The following is a 20,050-nucleotide window of genomic DNA, read 5'->3' on the forward strand; positions in this document are numbered from 1 at the left end:
ATATAGAGAAGTTTTTCAGAGCTTGTTTTGCCCATTTCGGAGTTAAATTTGGGTTTTTCGATCCATTTTTGTTGAGCGTCAATAAAATTGAAGGTTGTGAAATGGTTAAACTAAAATCGAGTTTTTAGAGGGGACTCAAACTTAAATAAAAAAATAAATTCATACAACTTCCCCAGAGTTTTTAAATATAAATAAAATTTAAAAAATGGAATATGGATTTTCATGATGCGGATTTTGCAGTTCATGTTGTTTTCACTTTATCCAATATTCAAGAAATTCTGTGTAAACTATCAGTCAATACGACAGGTACTTAATTATTTGTAAGCAATTAACTAATATTTCTGTAAGCTATAGTTTCATTAGTTTTTGTAATTGTTTGCTAAATAAAGTATTACAGGAATGTGAATTGTTTGATTTTCAAAAAATAATTTTTTCTGTTAATTGATTTGAAAGAGCATATTTAATAATATCATATGTTGATTTCATATCCATTTTTTCTAAAATTCTGCTTCTGTATGTTGTTACGGTTTTGGGGCTTATGGAAAGTTCCTTGGCGATTTCACCAGTTTTCTTTCCTTTTGCAATAAGGCAGAATACCTGAAACTCTCTTTTGGTTAATGCTTCATGTTTGGCACCCTTGTCATTATCGATATTCAAAGCAATTTTTTCTGCCAGATCAATACTCAAATATTTTTCGCCAGCTCGTACTTTTTTTACAGCTTTTTCCAGTTCTTCTGCAGCACAAGATTTTGTAAGGTAGGCTTTTGCTCCCATCTTCAATGAATGGACTACATATTGTTTATCATCAAAAACGCTTAACATGATAATTTTTGATTTTGGTTTTATAGCTAATATCTGTTCAAGAGCTTTAAAGCCTCCTCCAAACGGCATGGAGATATCCAGCAAAATCAATTCATAATCATGTTTTTTGGCTTTCTTCAGGGCCTCTCTGGCATTATCCACTTCATCGATTAAAAAAGTTTTTGAAAAATCTTTGAGAATCTTTACGATTCCCTTTCTTACCACTGGATGATCGTCTGCAACTAAAATCCTGATCATAATAAATCCTTATAGTTATTAGAGTTATAATTCGGTAATCTGATCTCAATACGAGTACCTTTTGAACTTTTGTTTCCAATTACCATATTCCCATTCCAGGGTCGCAGTCTTTCTCTGATACCGATCAAACCAAGAGATTTTGAGCTGATGATTTTTTCAGTGGGAATGCCGACCCCGTTATCCTCAACAATCAGCAATAGATCATTTTTGCTGCAATTGAAATCGAAAGAGACATGATCAGCTTGAGAATGTCTTATTATATTTGTAAAAAGTTCGTTTATTATTCTGTAAATGTTTATGGAAAGTTCTTTATCCACAGAGAAATCTTCCGGTTGGAATGTATAATGACAAACAATATCGGAAAGCTCTGAGAAATTTGTTAAATAATCGATAATTGCTTCCTTTAAACCCAGATTATCAAGTATCGAAGGTCTCAATTTGCGGGAAATATTTCGTGCAATTTCAATTCCTTTATCTGTCATGGAGATCAAATTATCAATTTCCTCAATACAGATTTCATCAATATCGTCATGTTTTGATAATGAAGTCAGCTTTAATTTCATCAGAGTAAATAATTGTCCCAATCTATCATGGATATACCTGGATAATTTTTTCTTTTCTTCTTCAATACGGATATTTGTTTTTTCTGCTAATAGATGAAGTTCTTGATTGGCTTTTGCCAGTTTAGAAAATGTATTTTTGAACGATGTTTTATCAATGGCAATTTCACATCTCACATATTTTCCATCAGACCACTTGATCGCCCTGTCAATGCATTTATAATAGCGTTCATTTTTTTTATGATAAAAATCCCAAATATATGTTTTGCCGATGTTCTTGCCAAAGATTTTGTCATTTGTGCAAAAATCACAGGGTGAGTTTCTATTATGAAAAGCTTCATAACATTTCTGATTAACACAATTTCCGATGACTTCTTTTGTGGCACTATTATGATACTTTATTTTGTAGTCTATGGGATCAGAAATATATATAGGCTCATCGATGCTGTCAAAGATCGACAATAACTGCTCGTGTGCTTTGATCAGCTGTTGTTCTTTGTTTTTGAGCTCTATAATATCAACCATGAAACCCTCGAATCCTATGATTTCTGATTTTGAATAAACTGGTTGCACATAGTAATTATGATAGCCAACAGTACCATTTTTCAATAGTCTGTCAAATTCGCCAGTTAATGTTTCACCCAATAGTATTCTCTTTAACAGTTTTTCAACTTCTGCTGAGCTTTCATCAGTTACCAGGAAATCATACCTTTTTCCTTTGATTTCACTTAGTTTATATCCATGCATTTTTTCCCAGGCTGGATTGACATATTGTATTTTTCTGTCGATTGCTACAAAAAAATATCCGATAGGAGAATTATCGAGAATGCGCTGAAATCTCAGGGTTTTGTTTTTTAATTCTGTGTTCTTATTTTTTATAAAATACCGGATCAGTAAGAAAGTAAATATTAATTGCAAAATAATTACAAATAATAATGTATTCAAAAAATACTCCTTTCCCTCTCGCTTGATCTACCTTTTGGCAAGATCAATCTTCTTTCCAAGCTTTCCAAATTAATTCAAAGTAAAATTATGAGACTAAAAATTAAATCATTAAAAATGCTGTCAATAAGTCATTTACTTATTTTTTTGTAAGCAAACAACTTACAATATCGCAAAATTATATCTTTATGGTATAAGTTTCAGATTAAAAAATTTCGTTGTAATCGACTATGGAACATAAAAATATCGGGATTATAAAATTGTTTTGAATAAATTAATTTTTACAATTTTCGATAAAAATTTGTTAAAAATAAATTTTTGAAGATATTGTAAATAAAAGGATGTAATTATGAAAAAAGAAGACAAAATTGCCATTGCTGCCATCCCGATAGTTATTTTGATCGCACTCGGACTGGCCTGGGCTGGCAGTCAGCAGAGCGCAAGTTTTGCCGGTTTTCCCCTGTTTGGAATGGCGGTGGTATTGGCCTTTGCCATCAACTGGCTGGCTTTTATACCAGCTTTCATTTTTCAATCCGAAAAATTCTATGACCTGATCGGCAGTTTCAGCTATATCTCGATCATCATTCTGCTGTTTATCTTAAGTCCCATCAAAGATGTTCGAACAGTTATTGCAACAATTCTGGTGCTGATCTGGGCCGGCAGGCTGGGAACATTTCTGGTGCGGCGCATTCGTAAAGCCGGCAAAGATGGCAGGTTCGACGAGTTGAAACCGCATTTTTTCCGCTATTGGAATGCTTGGAATCTGCAGGGTTTGTGGGTTTCATTTACCTCGGCAGCTGCCTGGATTATATTAACCTCGCAAAGAAAAGTTGGATTTGATATTTTTGCTGTCATCGGAATTTTGATCTGGCTGCTTGGCTTTATCTTTGAAGTGACTGCCGATCTGCAGAAAAGCAAATTCAAAGCTGATCCTGCCAATAAAGGGAAATTCATCAATGTTGGTTTGTGGGCAAAATCCCGCCATCCTAACTATTTTGGCGAGATCACCATCTGGCTTGGCATGGCAGTGCTTGCTGTTCCGGTATTTCAAAGCTGGCAGTGGATCGGCTTGATCTCTCCGATTTTTGTAGCAATTCTACTTACCAGGATCAGCGGAGTTCCCATTCTGGAAAAACGCGCCGATGAGAAATGGGGCGGACAGACAGATTACGAAGAGTATAAGAAAAATACTCCGGTTTTGATCCCGAAACTATAAATTCTGCAGTGCTTTCACTACCGGATAAACCAATCCGGCAATCAGCAGAAGTGTAATGAATGGACGATTGATATTCTGCCAATTGTAGTTCTTGTTTTTCACTGCTTCTAATCCATGATTGATAGCTGAAAAGAAAAAGAAGAAAATAAAAGTGAATAAAATTGTTAGTTCAGCTTTGATGCCCCAGTTGGCAAAATAAATCAGAAGTGCAATTACAGCATAAGATAGCAGGGCAATAGCTGACTGCTTCTGATAGTTGCTGCCGGTTTCAAACCCTTTCAATTCAGCTGATTTTTTGCCGCATAAAATGCCTTCCAAACCGGAAATTCCGGCAATTGCCACGATGATGATCGGGATCATGAAATGCAGTTGAGCAATCGGATCGTATCCATGTTCAAAGCCAATTTGATAGCCGAAGAAGAAAGCAACTCCTACAGCTAAGATTCGTATCCAATCGAGAATTTTCAATAACATCTTTTCTCCCCAATTTAACTTTATTATACAATTTTAAAATTGACTCAGAAATTCACAAGATAAAAAAAATAGACAAAATTGTTGACGCTATTTGGCAGTTTTGCCAAATAGGCAACAGTTTGTAAAAGGAAAGAAAAAAATGGAAGATTTAGAAATAAAGAAATATGAAGAAATGGCACGCATCAGCAAAGCGCTGGCTCATGCTACAAGATTGTTTATCATTCACAAACTGGATCAGCAGGAATATTGTGTGAAAGATCTTACCCAGATGATCGGGGCTGATATTTCCACTGTTTCCAAACATCTCACCGTTCTGAAAAATGCCGGAATCATCAATTCGGAAAAAAGGGGTAACTGCATTTTTTATAAACTTCAGACCAGATGCGTACTGAATATTTTTAACTGTGTGATGAACGTGATCCAAGCCAATAAAGATAAAATGAATGAAATATAAGAAGGAGATTTAAGATGAGAATGTTAAGTGAATTTTTCCCGGAATTCAGCGAGATGCTGGATAAGATGGATGATCTTTACAAAGAGAAAAGATCGATCGATGAGAAGACCTACCAGTTTATCTGTTTTGCTTTATCGATAAAAGCCCGTTCCAAACCGTGTGTATTGAAGCATTTCAAAGGCGCGTTGGAAGCAGGAGCAACAGTTAAAGAACTAACTTATATTCTGGCTCTAACAATGCGGGAAGCAGCCGGAGCAGATGACTGCTGGACACATGATGTGATCGGTGACTGGAAAGAAATTTTGCAAGGCAACGTCGATTGCGGTTGTGCTAAATAAGTTATAGCAACTAACAAAACGAACAAAACCAAGTTAGTTCAGTTCATGTTGTTCGTTGCATTAAAAAAGGAAATATTATGAATTGGAAAAATGAATGGAAAATACTACTGTTGATGGTGGTGATCTTTCTGGCTGCCTATCATCTGCCGGTAAGTGCAGCTCGTTTTCAAAATGCAGTGATGGAATCTTTTCACCTTTTAAAGGAGTATGCGCGCCTGCACGTGATTCTTTGTTTGATCCCCGCACTTTTTATTGCGGGAGCAATTGGAGTTTTCATTTCTCAGAATGCTGTGATGAAATATCTGGGAGCAAGAGCCAAGCGAGTTGTGGCCTATTCGGTAGCTTCGGTTTCCGGAGCAATTCTGGCAGTTTGTTCCTGTACGATCCTGCCTTTGTTCAGTGGAATTTATAAACGAGGAGCCGGTTTAGGTCCGGCCACTGCATTTTTGTATTCCGGTCCTGCTATTAATATTCTGGCGATAATTCTCACTGCTCGGATCCTGGGTGTGGAAATGGGAATTGCCCGGGCTGTGGGAGCGATAGTTTTCAGTATTGTGATCGGTATAATCATGGGATTTGTTTTTCGCAAAGATGAGCAGGCCAAGGTTCAAAAGCAAATGCTGATGCCGGAGGTAGAAGTAGAGCGGCCTTTCTGGCATAACCTGGTCTTTTTTGCTTCCATGATCTTCATCCTGATCTTTGCTAATTGGGCCAAACCAGCTACAGAATCAGGAATCTGGAATGCGATTTATAGTGCAAAATGGATCATCACTTCTATTTTTGCAGTTGCTCTGGGAATTATCTTAATAACGCTCTTCAAAATGAAATCCTGGAAAATAGTGATCACTGCGCTTGCAGTTTTGATTGTGGGATTTCTATCTAACTGGAATCCCCTGCTGACCTTTGTAGCCGGAGTTGTTTTCCTTTCCTGGTTTATCAGCAGAGATGAAAATGAAATGGGAGAGTGGTTTACCTCCACCTGGGATTTTGCCAAGCAGATCTTACCTCTTTTGTTCTTTGGAGTTATCGTTGCCGGCTTACTTTTAGCCCGCCCCGGACAGGAAGGGCTAATTCCTTCTCAGTGGATTTCTAAATTGGTGGGCGGCAACTCGATCTGGGCAAATTTCTTTGCTTCCATCGTGGGAGCGTTCATGTATTTTGCCACACTTACCGAAGTGCCCATTCTGCAGGGTTTGATGGGAAACGGCATGGGCAAAGGCCCGGCTCTGGCTCTGCTTCTGGCAGGTCCGGCACTTTCACTTCCTAATATGCTGGTCATCCGCAGCGTGATGGGAACTAAAAAGACAGTTGTTTTCGTCAGTCTGGTTGTTGTGATGGCCACGATCACCGGAGTAATTTTTGGAGCGATCTATTAAATGTTTGAATTGTTTGAAAAACTTACGCTGGCACTTTACGGTAATCCTGCTTTAGCAATTGGAGCTAGTTTTCTGTGGGGAATCTTAAGTATTCTACTCAGTCCGTGTCATCTGGCCAGTATTCCGCTTGTGATCGCATTCATTAATGAGCAGAATGATATTTCAACCAGAAAAGCTTTTTTCATATCATTCAATTTTTCGATTGGAATTCTGATCACATTGCTCATTGCAGTTGTGATCTCTTCCTTTGCCGGTTTACTGCTGGGCAGTTTTGATCTGATTTTGAAAATAGTTGTAAGCCTCGTTTTATTGCTGGTTGGACTATATTTTCTGGGAGTAGTTCCACTGCCGGATTTTGGCTCTGGCAAAGATCGTCGAATTAAGAATCGTCCTTATCTTTCCGGATTAGTTTTGGGACTAATTTTTGGATTGGCTCTGGGCCCATGTGCACTGGCTTTTATGGCTCCGATCCTGGGGATTGTGATTGCCAATATTTCAACCCAATTCTGGTTTTGTATGGGCTTGGTTCTTGCATTCATAACAGGACATTGTGGAGTGTTAATTTTAGCAGGAACATTCACAGAAATGGTGAAAAAATATCTGGTCTGGAATACTGCTTCCAGGGGAACGAAAGTAATCAGGATAATTTGCGGGATATTGATTATAATTGCAGCATTAGATACATTTTGGAATGCAATAAATTAAAAAACTAAAGGAGAAAATGATGGTTATTAAAATTTTGGGAAGTGGTTGTGCTAAATGCAAAAAGCTTTATGCAAACACAGAAGTGGCTCTAAAAGAATCTGGAGTTGAAGCGACAGTGGAAAAAGTCGAAGATATTAACAAAATAATCGATTATGGTGTGATGATGACACCGGCTCTGGTAATTGATGAAGATGTGAAATCAGTGGGAAAAGTTCTTTCCCCAAAAGATATAATTAAATTAATTTCTTGAGTGAGTTAACAATGAAAAAAATTATAATACTTATTTTATTCCTTGCAATAGGAATATGTTTTGCCCAAACTTCAGAACAAGATTCAACTTCGGTTAAACCAAAAATAACTTTTCTCGAATTAGGCTCGAAAACCTGCGTTCCGTGCAAAATGATGGAACCTGTTCTGGAATCGATTCGGGAAAAATATGGTGATCAGATCCAGGTGATCTTTCATGATGTAAAAAAGAAGCAGGAAATTGCTGAGAAATACAAGATCAGGATGATCCCGACCCAGATTTTCCTGGATGCAGAGGGCAATGAAATTCACCGGCATATCGGCTTTTATGCTGAAGAGCAGATCGATGAATTTCTGCAGACCCAAGGCTTGACTAAGATTCATTAACAAGGAGAAAAGCAGATGAAAAAACTTCTGGTTTTGAGCCTGTTTTTTCTTGTATTGAATTTGTTTTCTCATGAAGTTTCCTTTATCTATTCCACCCTGGATGAAGAGCCGAATCCTTTTTCAGAACACAAAGGCTGGCAGTTAAATTTTGCAGCCCTGCGCTGGGGGAATAACGATTTCAGTGATTATGCCATTTCGATTTTGCTTACTCAATACGGCTCCACTCTCAGAACCGATCTCGATCTGGCCTGGTTACGACTGAAAATTATAAAAGATCTGGAATTACGTATTGGCAAGCAGTATTATAATTTCAGTGCTGAGTCCGGTTCTGGATCCTGCTGAGGTGGAGGATCTCAAGGTTTCGGCGGTGCCGAATCGATCTCGATTTATCCCTTTCAACATTCTCCACTTGCCAGCAGTTACATGCTTAAGTTGAAATATAATATCAGCTTTTTGGAAGCGAGAGCTTACTGGTCACACAATTTCGCAGAAGAAATGGATGCAGGTTTCAGACTTTCTCTCGATCTTGGTTCATTGCATTGTGGTGGAACAATGATCTGGGAAAATTTCGAGCATAAGAATGAAAAATATCATTATGAATTGGATGCCCAATATGATCTGATGAAGCTGTTCCAATTTTCAGTTCAAACCAGCAGCGTGAATGATAAAATTGACCAGACGGATGACTTAAAGATATTTGGTAAGATAAGTTTTAAAAAAGGATTTGAATTGCCGGTTGCCGGAAAAATAAAACCCTACGCTGGATTCGATTCCTTTCAAAACAATAAAGACAGAATTTCTCTGGCTGGATTAAATTTTGAGCCGATTCCAAATGCTTTCATCAAGGCAGAATACAGAACAAATACCGAAAATGACCTGAATGATGTTTTGGAATTCCAGGTAGGGTATGTATTTTAATTGAACATTGCAGGAAACGAAAATATGATCCTGATGAAATAGTCCTTCGGGATTTCACAGGACAGGTCCTGATTAAATAAAACTTCAAATTAACGATTCAGAATTCAAATTAGCTTTAATATATTCGTTGGGCATTTTTTTTCACTCATCCTTCGAAAAATTTCTTTAAGTGCTAAACTATCATATTGAAACACAAAAGATTAGAGACAAAAAAGTGTAAAAAATTGATTGAAAAGAAATGCTCCTTTTATAAATTAAAAAGTTTATCTCTTTTTTATTGTAGTAGAAGAATTTAATCAATATTCTATTGATTATAAGCAACCGCCAATATATTTTTGCGTGGTCATAAAACAAAAATATTGACAACGAATATTTAAGATTTAATTATGACTTCATGAAAAAAATGAATAAAGAAGAAATTATTTTAAAACTTCAAACTCAGCTTGGTTTTACTGCTCCCGAAGCTGAAGCATATTATTTTATGCTAATAAGCGATGTTACTGCTGCACATTTGTCAAATCTGCTTGATATTAATCGGTCGTATGCCTATGGTTTATTGAAAAAACTGATTTCTCTGGGCTTCTGTACAGAGATCAAGGGCAAGGTTAGAAAATTCAGGGCAATTGAACCCAATTTGGCCTTTGCATCTATGATTGAAGAATTTGAACAAAATATTATCGATTTAAAGAAATTGTCTATTGAAATTCAACCACTTTTCCAGAGAAGGAAAGAAAATGCATCTGATGATTCGGTTAAAATTCTGCATTCCAAGGCACATATTCTGGATACAATAAACAAATATGAGCAAGACGCAAAAGAGGAAATAATTTCTTTCAGTAAACCTCCCTATTTGATGGATGTAAGTAACTTGCAAAATGCTAGTGCTCCCCAAAGAAAAAGTATTTTACGTGGAGTGCGTCACATGGCTATTTATGAATATAAAGAGGATATTGATAATTTCTTGGAAATGATAAAATTTTATAAAAATATGGGTGAAGAAGTTAGAATTGTAGAATATCTGCCGATGAAACTGGTTGTTTTTGATTCAATGAAAGTTGTTTTCACTTTGGAGAAAAAAGCTGGTAAAAAAGATGATGTTACATTTAATTTTTTCAATGATGAAAGCCTGGCAAAAACGTTCAGAATGATCTTTCAATCGTATTGGGAAAGTTCCATGACGTATGAGGAATTTATTAATAGGAATAATTATTTTGTCTCAAAAAAAAATAAAAGAGGTGAATTATGAAAAAAATGACTTTAAGTGTGATTCTGCTGTTTCTCATTAGCGCTCAATTTGCTCAGTTTCAAGCTCCTGAAATTCTTGGGTTAAGAGATTATTTTACTGCTCCGGAACAATGTGCCAGTATCTATATGTTCTGTAATGAAATTACAGCTCCGAACTTTGATCATTACGAGTTTTACTGGGATGGCGAATATGTTGACGAATGGAACTTTCCAAATATGTGTTATATGTTTGTTGATTTTACTCTGTATTCATATCATACAGCAGGTGTAAAGGCTATTTATAGCACTGGCGAATCGGAGATCAGCTCAATCAATTTTTATCTGAGTGAACCGTTTTATGATGTACCACAGAACTTGACATTAACCAATGATTTCAATAATTCTTCCGTTCTATTTCAATGGGAAGAACCTGAAATGAGTGGTTCTGATCCACCGGTTCCATTAGAATACGATATCTATCTGGATGGTGATTTAATCGCGACGTCATCAGAGCTTAGTTTTACTTTTGAGAATATGGTTTATGGGCAAAGCTACGTTGTTGGCATCGCTGTAAATTATAGCGATGGACATACATCGCAAACATTTCATCCGATACTTACCAAAGAGTTGTATTACTGTGAGTTAGACCCACCTGAACAAATCACAATCGATGATATGGAAGGGATTTTGAGTTGGCAAAATCCAGACCAGGGTGACATAATTGGTGGTTCAATAATGAATCTAGTTGCGCCAATGATGTGGCCAACCTATTGGCCTGTAGCTGATCAGCCAGCAACATTGGGAGATAGCACAAATTTTGTGAATCTTATGTGGAGTCTTGCTTCTTGGAATCATAGTCAAGCAGAAGACAGGGAATGTATCTGGATAGATAATGCAAATTTATGCGCTCCGACCCTATATGCTTCTACTGATGCTACCAATATAACTCAATTAAATAATGCTTTATCCTTAAATTATTCTGAAGACTCAGTATATCTATATGATGGTGATACCAGCCTGGATGGGTATGGCGATTTTGTAGCGTTATTCAATTCTGATTCAGGATATTATGGTGTTTTTCAACTTCTTGATGTTGATGCTTTTATTGAAGAGTTTAATGGTTTCAGTGCCTTAAATTTCCATGCCAGCTGGTGGTTCCAGACAAATGGCAGCGATGATTTCAGCGATGCTCCCCGATATTTTCCTCTTTACTATAATATTTATCTGGATGGTGAATTGATTGATTGTGTAAGCTATGAACTTATAGTGAATGACTATGGTATGCCCTTAGTGGTCGATCCTCTTTTGTTACCCACAAATCAATTCGAATATCAATTTGAGAATCTTGTTGGCGGCCAGGATTATGTTGTAGATATCGAAGCGGTCTATCGAGTTGGTACTGCTTCTCCTCAAACCATCGAATTCACTTATGGCGGTGCGGAAGCTGGTAATCCACTTCTTCCAGTTACTAAACTGATTGGCAATTATCCAAATCCATTTAATCCTGAAACTATAATTAGTTTTTCAACCACGAATTCAGACGAATTAACGCAAATCCAGATTTATAATTTGAAAGGGCAGAAAGTGAAACAACTTGTCAACTGTCAGCTGGAAGCTGGTCATCATTCTGCGATTTGGAATGGAACCGATGAAACTGGAAAAACTGTTTCCAGCGGTGTATATTTCTACAAGATGAATAGTGGAAATTTTCATGAAACCAGGAAAATGATCCTGATGAAATAATCCTACGGAATTTCACAGGACAGGTCCTGATGAAATAAATCATTATCTGTTTATGATAAAAACGCTCCGGTATTTCTATCGGAGCGTTTTTATTTTATTTTTTCGAGCCAGTTTATCCCATATGAGAAGCGACATGTTCAGTGAGTTTGCCCAGGCTGTTAACGTAGCTGCCAAATTCATTATCGTACCAGCCCATGATCTTGGCATGGGTAACTGGAATATTTATATCCTGGGCATCCTTGAAGCCAATTGAGGAAAGCACATCAGAAGAAACTTTCAGAAAACCTGTTCTGGTATGAATAGCGTCTCCTTCAATTATTATAGCAGCTGGAAATCCCAGCAGATCGCTGGAAACATTCTGACGAGCAGCAAAATGCAGTATACCCTTTTGTGATCCGTTGGCTACCATTTTGTAAATATTCTTTAAGTAATCAGCTGTCAGGATGGGTAAACCATCATCATCCACACGCGAATTGAAGGTTATATTCAACGAAATGAGTGAAACAGTATTGGTGGGAATTCGAATCGAATCTGCCATGAAGCCAAAGTTGATGATCTGCGGCAGAACCTTTTCCAGAGTTTTGGCAGCACCGGTGGTGGAAAGTATAATATTATTGATTACAGATCGATTTTTCCGAAGATCTTTGGCTCCAGATTTGGGAACTGAATCTAGAACGCTTTGAGTGTTTGTGGCAGCATGAACTGTGGACATGGAAGCAGTAAGAATATCATTGGTTTCTTTATCTTCCAAAAGTGGATTTATCATGTGAGCCAGACCTGTTGTTGTGCAGCTGGCAGCAGAGATTACATCGTGCTTGGTTGGATCGTAATCCAGATGATTGATACCGTAGATAAAAGTAGGATATTGGTTTACTTCTGCTTTAGTTCCATTTTTCATCTTAAAAGGTGCGCTTGTGATAACCTTTTGGGCACCGGATGTAAGATGACCCAGCACACTTCCTCTGGTTTCACTGTCCGATTTGGTTGGATCGAGGAATTGTCCGGTACATTCTACCACCAGCCTGACACCTTCATTCTTCCAATTAATATCTTTTGGATTTCTTTGCTTATTCAAAATCTTAACAGGAAAACCTTCAATTTCTATTTGATTAATTTCCTTATCAATGATTTTAACATTACATGTTTTTCCCGTGTAGCCATACAGAAAATGGTCTAATGTGCCATAAGTGGAATCTGCCAGGATAGTTTGTATCAGATCTTCCAGACTTTTACCAACATCTCTTCCCATATTAATGACGATGCCATCAAATTTTCTGTTAAGAATATGGTACCAAAGAGTCAATTTTCCAATTCGGCCTAATCCGTTAATTCCCAGTAGTTTCTTTTTACTTAAACCGGCGCTCATGCAATACTCCTTCTTTTATTTTTTTTTATACATCCTGCTCCGTAACAGGATAGTTTCCTTTATAGACAATTCCATTTGTAGCATCAATGGCTATCAGGTCAAATGCTTTAAAAATATTTTTGTTGATGATACATTTTTTCTCATCTTCTTTCACTGTCATATGATCGCAATTTACAATGCAGATCTTACCAAGATTGGCAGCGGTTACGGCGGCATGAGAAGTAGCTCCTCCTCTTCCAGTTACCAGTCCTTCACATTCAAAGATAATATCGATATCATCGGGAACGGTGTCGGGTCTTACTAAAACAGCATTCTGTTCGGGATTTTCTTTTTTTAATTTTCTCAGGTCTTCCAGATCGAAAACTACAGCACCATTTAGTACTTCATTTCCAATACCGATTCCGCAACCTATCCGTTTCATTTCACTGCGAGCAACAGCAAAAACTTTCTTTTTCTCGCTTTTAATTACTTTCATGTTCCTGGTTTGCAGAATATAAAGATCTTCAGGCTCCGAAGTTTCAAATGTAAATTCGATCTCCTGATAGCTGAAGCCGTGCACTTCGGTTAATTCACGAGAAATGTCTTCCAGTTTCTTGAATATTTTGGGAAAAGCTGTTTCCAGCGAGAATGGTGCATTTTGATAATATCTTTGTCTCTGCCGTTCACTTACCGGCAATGGATTTACCAGCCCAGCCACAATGTCTTCTCCCTGACTTAGGAAAGAAAAATCTCCCACGATATTGATGCCGGAGACTGTATCATTTACATCGTGAGTAAACAATACTCCAGAGCCGGATTCTCGATGAATATTACCCAACACCATTTTTTGAACGATAACGGCAGTGCCCCATTCATCGGCTACATGCATGAAATCTCTGTAATGCTTAGCTCTTTCTGTATTCCAGGAATGGAAAACTGAAATGATCGCTTTTTTTAATTGCTGGAAGGGATCAGATTCAAACTCCACACCGTTGTCTGTAAGCAGTTTTTTGTAAGAAAAAGCGATATCTCTCATTGTTTCAGGCTTAAATCCGATCTTTTTCTTAACTTTATATTTTTCTTTGTAATCCAGCATGATCTGATCAAAATCGTTTCTATCCAAACCAAATGCCATTCCCCATGTTTGTAGAAGACGACGATAACAATCCCAGGAAGTCCATCCAAAATTGTGCTGCTTACTCAGTTTTTCTGTAATTTCATCGTTAAGTCCTACGTTCAAAAAAGTGTTCATCATTCCAGGCATGGAAATGGTGGAGCCGGATCTTACGCTCAATAACAAAGGCTTGGAAGGATCTCCATATTTCAGGTCGGTTTTTTTCTCAATTCTGGAAACATATCGTTTTAAGAGGTCATCAATATCTTTATTCAAAGAAGCTATCTTAGGCAGTAGATCAATGATCTTGAAAACTTCAGAAGTTATGGCAAAACCGGGTGGTACAGGATAATTCCACAGATAGAGTTTTTTCAGGTAGAAGGCTTTGGAACCAAGGAATATCTGATTGTCCATGGCAGCGCGTTTGGCATTGAAAGGGCTGAAAATCCTGTCGGGATCGTAATTCATGATATTATGGATCTCATCTTTGGAAAGTGTGCTGACCATGTTTCTGAGATTATTCAGGATCTTTCCTAAAAAATTATCGAACATTTGTACCAGGAATGCTGACGCCAGAAGATTTCTGAAAAATACTTCCGATCTTCTCACAATAATAAGTTTTTTCTTATCTTCACTGATGTTTTCATCAAGATTCAGATGCTGCGGAATTATTATGTTAAGAAGTTTGCTGTATGGTAGAATGAAATATTTATTGATGATCTCTTTGATGCTGGATTCCATAAACTGGAAAATGTTAGCGTACTGTCCGATAGAAAAACCACCGGAAGTAAGACTGTACTGCAGCATATCCAAATTGGAATCAAAACCTTGATCGTAAATTCCATTCAAAGCCAAGCCCTCACGGAAAAGATGTATGAGCAGATAGATAGTTTTCAGAGTTCTTACCGTGAAATAATCGATATTGATTTGATCTAAAATTCTTTCAAAAATAATAGAAGCAATATTTTCCAGACGGAAAGTAAGCCCCAGAGCTTCAAATTTCTTTTCCCGGTAATTTCCATACATGGAAGGAATTCCAAAAGCGATATGACGTTTGTGATAGATGTTTTCCCAGCCTTCACTCTCGGCAGGGTCAAAAATGATCTCATTCAGATTTCTCATGATACGGAATATTGTTTTTAAAGATTTGATATCTTCCTGATTGTTCAATTGAGTTTCTAAAATATCAATATCGGTTTTCTTTACAAAATTATGTCGACGCAAAATAGCACTAATATCATAGGTTTCGAATGAATATTTTTCCTTGAGAAGCTGATAAAGTTCAATGATCAGGCTAACTCGTTTTATATCTTTTTCTTTTTTATGATTTATTTTTTTCAGCAGTTTTTCGATGCTTTCCATGTCTTTCAGCAGCAGATCATCCAACTTGATGTTGTTGCTTTTGCAAAGTTGATTTAATACTTTGTGTACACCTTTCACCCAGATTCCATCTACATTGATCGTATCGATAACGTTTTGCGGAATAACGTCCTTCAGCCTTTGAATACTGAGATCGTGCCAGAACTGAATGATCTTATAGGTAATTCCAATATGAGAATTATTGCCTTCCGTATGTGTTTGTTTGCGCAGGAAATGGATAAGTTTGTCATTTCTTTGGGAAAGTTCATCAATTTTGGTTGTTACATCACGCAGTTTGCCTTCAGCACCAATTTCATTGAAATAGACCGGAAAGTTTCGAGTGAGTTGTTTTACACGTTTGTAGATAGGAGAAATTCTGGTATTTAGAAGTCTGGTAACATCTTTCTGAAAAAGATCGGTATCGAAGATAAAAACACCACCGATATACAGATTTATTATGAGAGCCGAAAGAAGTTTCTGCATCATTTCAGGATCGTACTCGATTATTTCCAACCAGACTCGAATATTTTTTACATGATTGGGATCAACTTTCAGAGTCCAATCGTCATTCAGATAATTTACATTTCCACTAACAAATCCGAATTTAATAACCTCTTCTTCGTAAAAATGGATCAATCTTTCATTTTTTGTATTAATGATCTCTTTTCCCAAAGTAAGCATAGAATCTAAAATCAAACCCATATGACTTTCTTTGAAATCGGCAAACAAAGAGAACAAGCCAACAATTGATTGCAAAGACTTCTCCTCATTAAGTTCAGAGCTTATACTTTTGATAGTTCTATTCAAATCCATCAGAAGGTAATTACGATGATAGATCATACCGGGAAGATGAAGAAGATAAAAGATGTAATAAAATTTATCGGTAACCATTTGAAAGATATCGATCTTGGTTCTGAAAGCATCTATGATATCAGAAAAAGTGAAAATACTTTCGTGAAGCTGATCCCAGGTTTTGGCTTTTTTAAGTTTTTCCTGATATGTATTGAAAAAAGCTTTTCCCAATACTTTTATTTCCTCGGAATAATCTTGAGAAAATTTATCTTTATTTTCCGAATACCATTTTTCCAATTCTGTTGTACTATCCCAGAAATCGATGTTTTTTTGAATCAGTTTTTGCATAAAGTGGAAAACTTGTTCCTTCTTTTCCGAATGAGAAGCCGGCTTATTCAAACATTTGATAAAATAACTGATATTATTCAGATAACTGAAATATCTTTCCTCCAAATTACTATCCAGAATTTGAATAAATTCAGATATCAAAGAATCGCAGGTTTTGAATTGTTCGTATTGCTTTTTAAAGAAATTCAGGTATATAAAAACCAGCTGCTTGTGAAGTTCTTTAGAAAGCTTTTCTTTCAATAATGTATCGAAAATCTGCAGGAAGATATTTACAACTTTATCCGTTTCGTTTATTTCATTATAAATCCAGAAGTCGCTGATAAGTATTTTATTTAGCAATTCTAATACTACTTTGCGATTGGAATAGGGATGATGATATTCTTTTATCAGTTCCTTTACTCTTTTGTGAATACCCCAGTAGTCTTTGGAAAGAGAAAGTAGCCACAGATGGTCTTCAGGAATGATGACATTATCATCTTTGGTCATTTCCAGATTTACTTCTAATGCTTTGGAATTTATTATTTTTTTCATAATCTTGCAAAATATTTTATCAGGTCGATCATTCTGGCCGAATAACCGCTTTCGTTATCGTACCAGGCCAAAACCTGAATAAGATCATTGCCTAAAACTTTAGTAGACAGGGAATCGAAAATTGCCGAATGGTAATTGGAATTTACATCTTTACTAACGATGGGATCTTCACAATATTCCAGATAATCTTTAAATTTGCCCAAGGCATAAGCCATAAAAGTACCATTGATCTGAGGTACTGTAACTTTGGAAGCAAGATGAGCTGTAAGTTCTACAAAAGAGCAGTCCGAAACTGGAACTCTGGTGGCAAATCCATCGAAGATCCCCTTCATCTCCGGCATTACAAAGGGTATATTAACAACAGCACTGGAAGTAGTTGGAATAATATTGTTCAAAGCTGATCGGGCGCGACGAAAATCTGGGTGAAATCCATCCTGCAGTTTCTGATTGTTGGTAAAAGGATGCACAGTATTCATAAACGCTTTCTGAATTCCAAATTCATCATGCAATATTTTCAACAGGATCGTTACACAATTTGCCGTGCAGGAGGAATTGGAAATAATTTTATCTGAATTTGAAAGCTCGTTATGATTGATTCCCATGATGACAGTTCTATCGATGGTTTCATCTTCCGAAGGACAGCTAAGTATGACTTTTTCTGCACCTTGTTTCAGATGACCTTCCATCTGCTTTCTGGTTTTGAAAATACCACTGGATTCGACAATGATATCTGCTTTTTGCTTTTGCCAGGGAATGTTTTCAGGTTTATCAAAATGTGTAATAAGTATTTTTTTATCATTAAAAATTAAACTGTCATTTTCGATTTTTGCATCGGTGATAAATCTACCATGAACGCTGTCATATTTTATCAGATGATGCAAGAGTTCGATGTCCATTTTATCATTTACGTGAACTATTTCAATTTCAGGATCCTGGATTGCAAGTCGGAAAACCATCTTGCCAATTCTGCCAAAGCCGTTTATTCCAATTTTTATGGACATTATACTCTCTTTATAACTTCAAAAATTACACTGTGCATTATTTATTTATCAGAATAATGTCAAGAAAATATACCATTATAAAATACTATGGACTTCATACTTAATTGCTATGAAATATTTTACAAAATTACCAGTAGAATTAAATTTTTTATTATAAGAATTTCAGTTATTTTTCTTATTGTTTACTTTCCAAATTTCTTATCGTAATATTCATCGTAAATATTACCGACCAATTCTTCCAGAATATCTTCCAAGGTAACGATGCCAATATGCTCTTTTTCCTGATTTGTGATCACTGCCAGATGAACTTTTCTCTTTCTCATGTTCAAAAAAATATCTGTGATGTCACACTGTGAACGAACAAAATACGGTTTGTGCATCAATTTTTTGATGGAACCTTTTTGAACAGCTATCAGGTCTTTGCTGTAAATAATTCCGACAATTCTATTTTTATGCATTACCGGAATTCGAGTAAAACCTTTTTCGGCTATCTTATGTTTAGCAGCTTGGAAGTTATCTTTAAGCTGAATTGCAAAAACTTTCTGCATGGGAATTACGATATCGATTATCTTTCTGTCTCCAAAATTGAAAACCTGATGAATTATATCTTTTTCGATCTTTTTTATAACTCCCTGATGTTCTCCCAAAGTGGCCAGATCTTTGATGTTTTTGTCGTTGATCAAAAGATTTTCGCTCGTGTTGTTTTTTGATCTTCTGGTAAAATACCGAGAGATCATTAATAACAACCAGATAATTGGAGCTGTTATTTTCATTAAAATATAAATAGCTTTAGATCTTTTCAGGGCGACTTCTTCAGGATTCATGATAGCATGCGATTTTGGAGAAATTTCTCCGAAGATCACAACGAGAAAAGTGATCACTCCGATCATGATGCTTACACCCAAAGTATGAAAAAGTTGATCTGCCAGCAGAGCAGCCAGCGATGAAAGAAGGATATTTACAACATTGTTTCCCAGCAAGATCGTGATAAGAGTTTTATCCATGTGCTTTTTCAGATAGATCAGATAATCAATATTTTTGGTTTTATTGGATTGCAAAGTAGCTATCTGACTGCTGTCGATATCGGTAAGTGCACTTTCCGAACTGGAAAACCAGCCCGAAAGGAACAGAAGTATAAAAATGCTGACTGCGAAAATAACTATTAACATAATAATGAAAACTATAATTATGCCCTGATATGTCAAATCTAATTATTTTCTTTCTTAAAACAGAACTCCAGAACCAGTTTAGCAAAATTCCGAATTATCTTTCGAATTTGTTGCAAACGATAAGGCAGTTGATCAGGATTGAATAACTCAAAAACCAATTTTTGAACTGTTTTCATTTTCGCAAAATGCAGTGTTTTTAGTGCAAGTTGAAGTAGGATAAATAATTATTGGAGCAGCACAAAATAATATCTAATACTTTACAATATAGGCATTTAAATTGAAAATATTGGAACAGAAACCATTTGGAACATCATTTGCAAATTGAATATAACATTGAGGAGAAAGTAGTGAAACAGGAAAACAGATTTTTGATAATTTGGGGCATAATTATGGGGATAATGTCGGTAACAAGGATTATCTTGGGATCTCTGTTTATAGTTGCAGATCACGATATCCTATTGGGCAGTATGAATCTAATTATTGGCTTTATTTTTTCTTTTGTTTCGATAATGTACTTTCGAATGTATAAAAGAGATAATAATCAAACGAAACTGGAATTTATTTCAGTTCTTCCCATCAGTTCATAAAAATGGAAATTTAAAGGAGGTTCTATCGGAACGTGTCAAGCATTTCTGGACACTTTAGTAGTTTAATTTTGTTCATAATTACTTCACTTTCTTTTCGATATTTTCGGGTTTATTGATCCAGACAGATTCAGGCAGATTTTTTATAATCGGTATTTTGTTTCT

The 20,050-nt window shown here is 36.2% G+C and carries 19 protein-coding genes; 11 read left to right on the plus strand and 8 right to left on the minus strand.

Annotated elements, in window-relative coordinates:
* Nucleotides 1–417 precede the first annotated feature (417 nt).
* The gene (locus tag K9N40_09235; protein ID MCF7814650.1) at nt 418–1,059 is read right to left on the minus strand and encodes a response regulator transcription factor; all 642 of its coding nucleotides are present in this window, start codon (nt 1,057–1,059) and stop codon (nt 418–420) included.
* A complete protein-coding gene (locus tag K9N40_09240) occupies nt 1,056–2,564 on the minus strand; it encodes a PAS domain-containing sensor histidine kinase (GenBank protein MCF7814651.1) in 1,509 nt (502 codons plus the stop codon). Before K9N40_09240 ends, K9N40_09235 begins: the two co-directional genes overlap by 4 nt.
* 346 nt (nt 2,565–2,910) lie before the next feature.
* Here K9N40_09240 and K9N40_09245 point away from each other — a divergent pair, with 346 nt between their 5' ends.
* Nucleotides 2,911–3,777, plus strand: coding sequence for a DUF1295 domain-containing protein (locus tag K9N40_09245; protein ID MCF7814652.1), 867 nt, complete (start codon nt 2,911–2,913; stop codon nt 3,775–3,777).
* Here the strand turns inward: K9N40_09245 and K9N40_09250 are convergent.
* A complete protein-coding gene (locus tag K9N40_09250; protein MCF7814653.1) occupies nt 3,772–4,251 on the minus strand; it encodes a hypothetical protein in 480 nt (159 codons plus the stop codon). The two genes, K9N40_09245 and K9N40_09250, sit on opposite strands and share 6 nt — an antisense overlap.
* A 139-nt stretch (nt 4,252–4,390) precedes the next feature.
* Here K9N40_09250 and K9N40_09255 point away from each other — a divergent pair, with 139 nt between their 5' ends.
* The 10 genes from K9N40_09255 (at nt 4,391) to K9N40_09300 (ending at nt 11,642) form a co-directional block, all read left to right on the plus strand.
* Nucleotides 4,391–4,705, plus strand: a complete 315-nt coding sequence (locus K9N40_09255; GenBank protein ID MCF7814654.1) for a metalloregulator ArsR/SmtB family transcription factor — start codon at nt 4,391–4,393, stop codon at nt 4,703–4,705.
* 14 nt (nt 4,706–4,719) lie between these two features.
* Nucleotides 4,720–5,043 carry a carboxymuconolactone decarboxylase family protein gene (locus K9N40_09260; GenBank protein ID MCF7814655.1) on the plus strand — a complete coding sequence of 108 codons (324 nt, stop codon included), beginning with the start codon at nt 4,720–4,722 and terminating at the stop codon, nt 5,041–5,043.
* 77 nt (nt 5,044–5,120) lie between these two features.
* Entirely contained in the window at nt 5,121–6,419 is a 1,299-nt protein-coding gene (locus K9N40_09265; protein ID MCF7814656.1) for a permease, read from the plus strand.
* Nucleotides 6,420–7,124 (plus strand): cytochrome C biogenesis protein, encoded by a 705-nt coding sequence (locus K9N40_09270; GenBank protein ID MCF7814657.1) that lies wholly within the window; start codon nt 6,420–6,422, stop codon nt 7,122–7,124.
* A gap of 19 nt (nt 7,125–7,143) precedes the next feature.
* Nucleotides 7,144–7,374, plus strand: a complete 231-nt coding sequence (locus tag K9N40_09275; protein ID MCF7814658.1) for a thioredoxin family protein — start codon at nt 7,144–7,146, stop codon at nt 7,372–7,374.
* An 11-nt stretch (nt 7,375–7,385) separates the two neighbouring features.
* On the plus strand, nt 7,386–7,757 hold the full coding sequence (locus K9N40_09280; protein MCF7814659.1) for a thioredoxin family protein: 372 nt from the start codon (nt 7,386–7,388) through the stop codon (nt 7,755–7,757).
* Between the two features lie 15 nt (nt 7,758–7,772).
* Entirely contained in the window at nt 7,773–8,099 is a 327-nt protein-coding gene (locus K9N40_09285; GenBank protein ID MCF7814660.1) for a hypothetical protein, read from the plus strand.
* Between the two features lie 81 nt (nt 8,100–8,180).
* Nucleotides 8,181–8,675, plus strand: a complete 495-nt coding sequence (locus K9N40_09290) for a hypothetical protein (GenBank protein MCF7814661.1) — start codon at nt 8,181–8,183, stop codon at nt 8,673–8,675.
* A gap of 394 nt (nt 8,676–9,069) precedes the next feature.
* Nucleotides 9,070–9,921, plus strand: coding sequence for a hypothetical protein (locus K9N40_09295; protein MCF7814662.1), 852 nt, complete (start codon nt 9,070–9,072; stop codon nt 9,919–9,921).
* Complete coding sequence (locus tag K9N40_09300) at nt 9,918–11,642, plus strand: T9SS type A sorting domain-containing protein (GenBank protein MCF7814663.1); 1,725 nt, start codon at nt 9,918–9,920, stop codon at nt 11,640–11,642. The genes K9N40_09295 and K9N40_09300 overlap by 4 nt, the downstream gene beginning before the upstream one ends.
* 112 nt (nt 11,643–11,754) lie before the next feature.
* On the opposite strand, the gene K9N40_09305 is transcribed toward K9N40_09300, so the two are convergent.
* From K9N40_09305 to K9N40_09325, 5 genes are all read right to left on the minus strand, one after another.
* Entirely contained in the window at nt 11,755–13,008 is a 1,254-nt protein-coding gene (locus K9N40_09305) for a glyceraldehyde-3-phosphate dehydrogenase (GenBank protein ID MCF7814664.1), read from the minus strand.
* A 25-nt stretch (nt 13,009–13,033) separates the two neighbouring features.
* Nucleotides 13,034–17,131, minus strand: coding sequence for a hypothetical protein (locus K9N40_09310; protein ID MCF7814665.1), 4,098 nt, complete (start codon nt 17,129–17,131; stop codon nt 13,034–13,036).
* Nucleotides 17,128–18,132 carry a type I glyceraldehyde-3-phosphate dehydrogenase gene (gene gap / locus K9N40_09315; GenBank protein MCF7814666.1) on the minus strand — a complete coding sequence of 335 codons (1,005 nt, stop codon included), beginning with the start codon at nt 18,130–18,132 and terminating at the stop codon, nt 17,128–17,130. The genes K9N40_09310 and gap overlap by 4 nt, the downstream gene beginning before the upstream one ends.
* Before the next feature lie 182 nt (nt 18,133–18,314).
* Nucleotides 18,315–19,301, minus strand: coding sequence for a hemolysin family protein (locus tag K9N40_09320; protein MCF7814667.1), 987 nt, complete (start codon nt 19,299–19,301; stop codon nt 18,315–18,317).
* A gap of 38 nt (nt 19,302–19,339) precedes the next feature.
* Complete coding sequence (locus K9N40_09325; protein MCF7814668.1) at nt 19,340–19,477, minus strand: hypothetical protein; 138 nt, start codon at nt 19,475–19,477, stop codon at nt 19,340–19,342.
* Nucleotides 19,478–20,050 lie beyond the last annotated feature (573 nt).

The organism is Candidatus Cloacimonadota bacterium, from assembly GCA_021734245.1.
Classification (GTDB): Bacteria; Cloacimonadota; Cloacimonadia; order Cloacimonadales; family TCS61; genus B137-G9.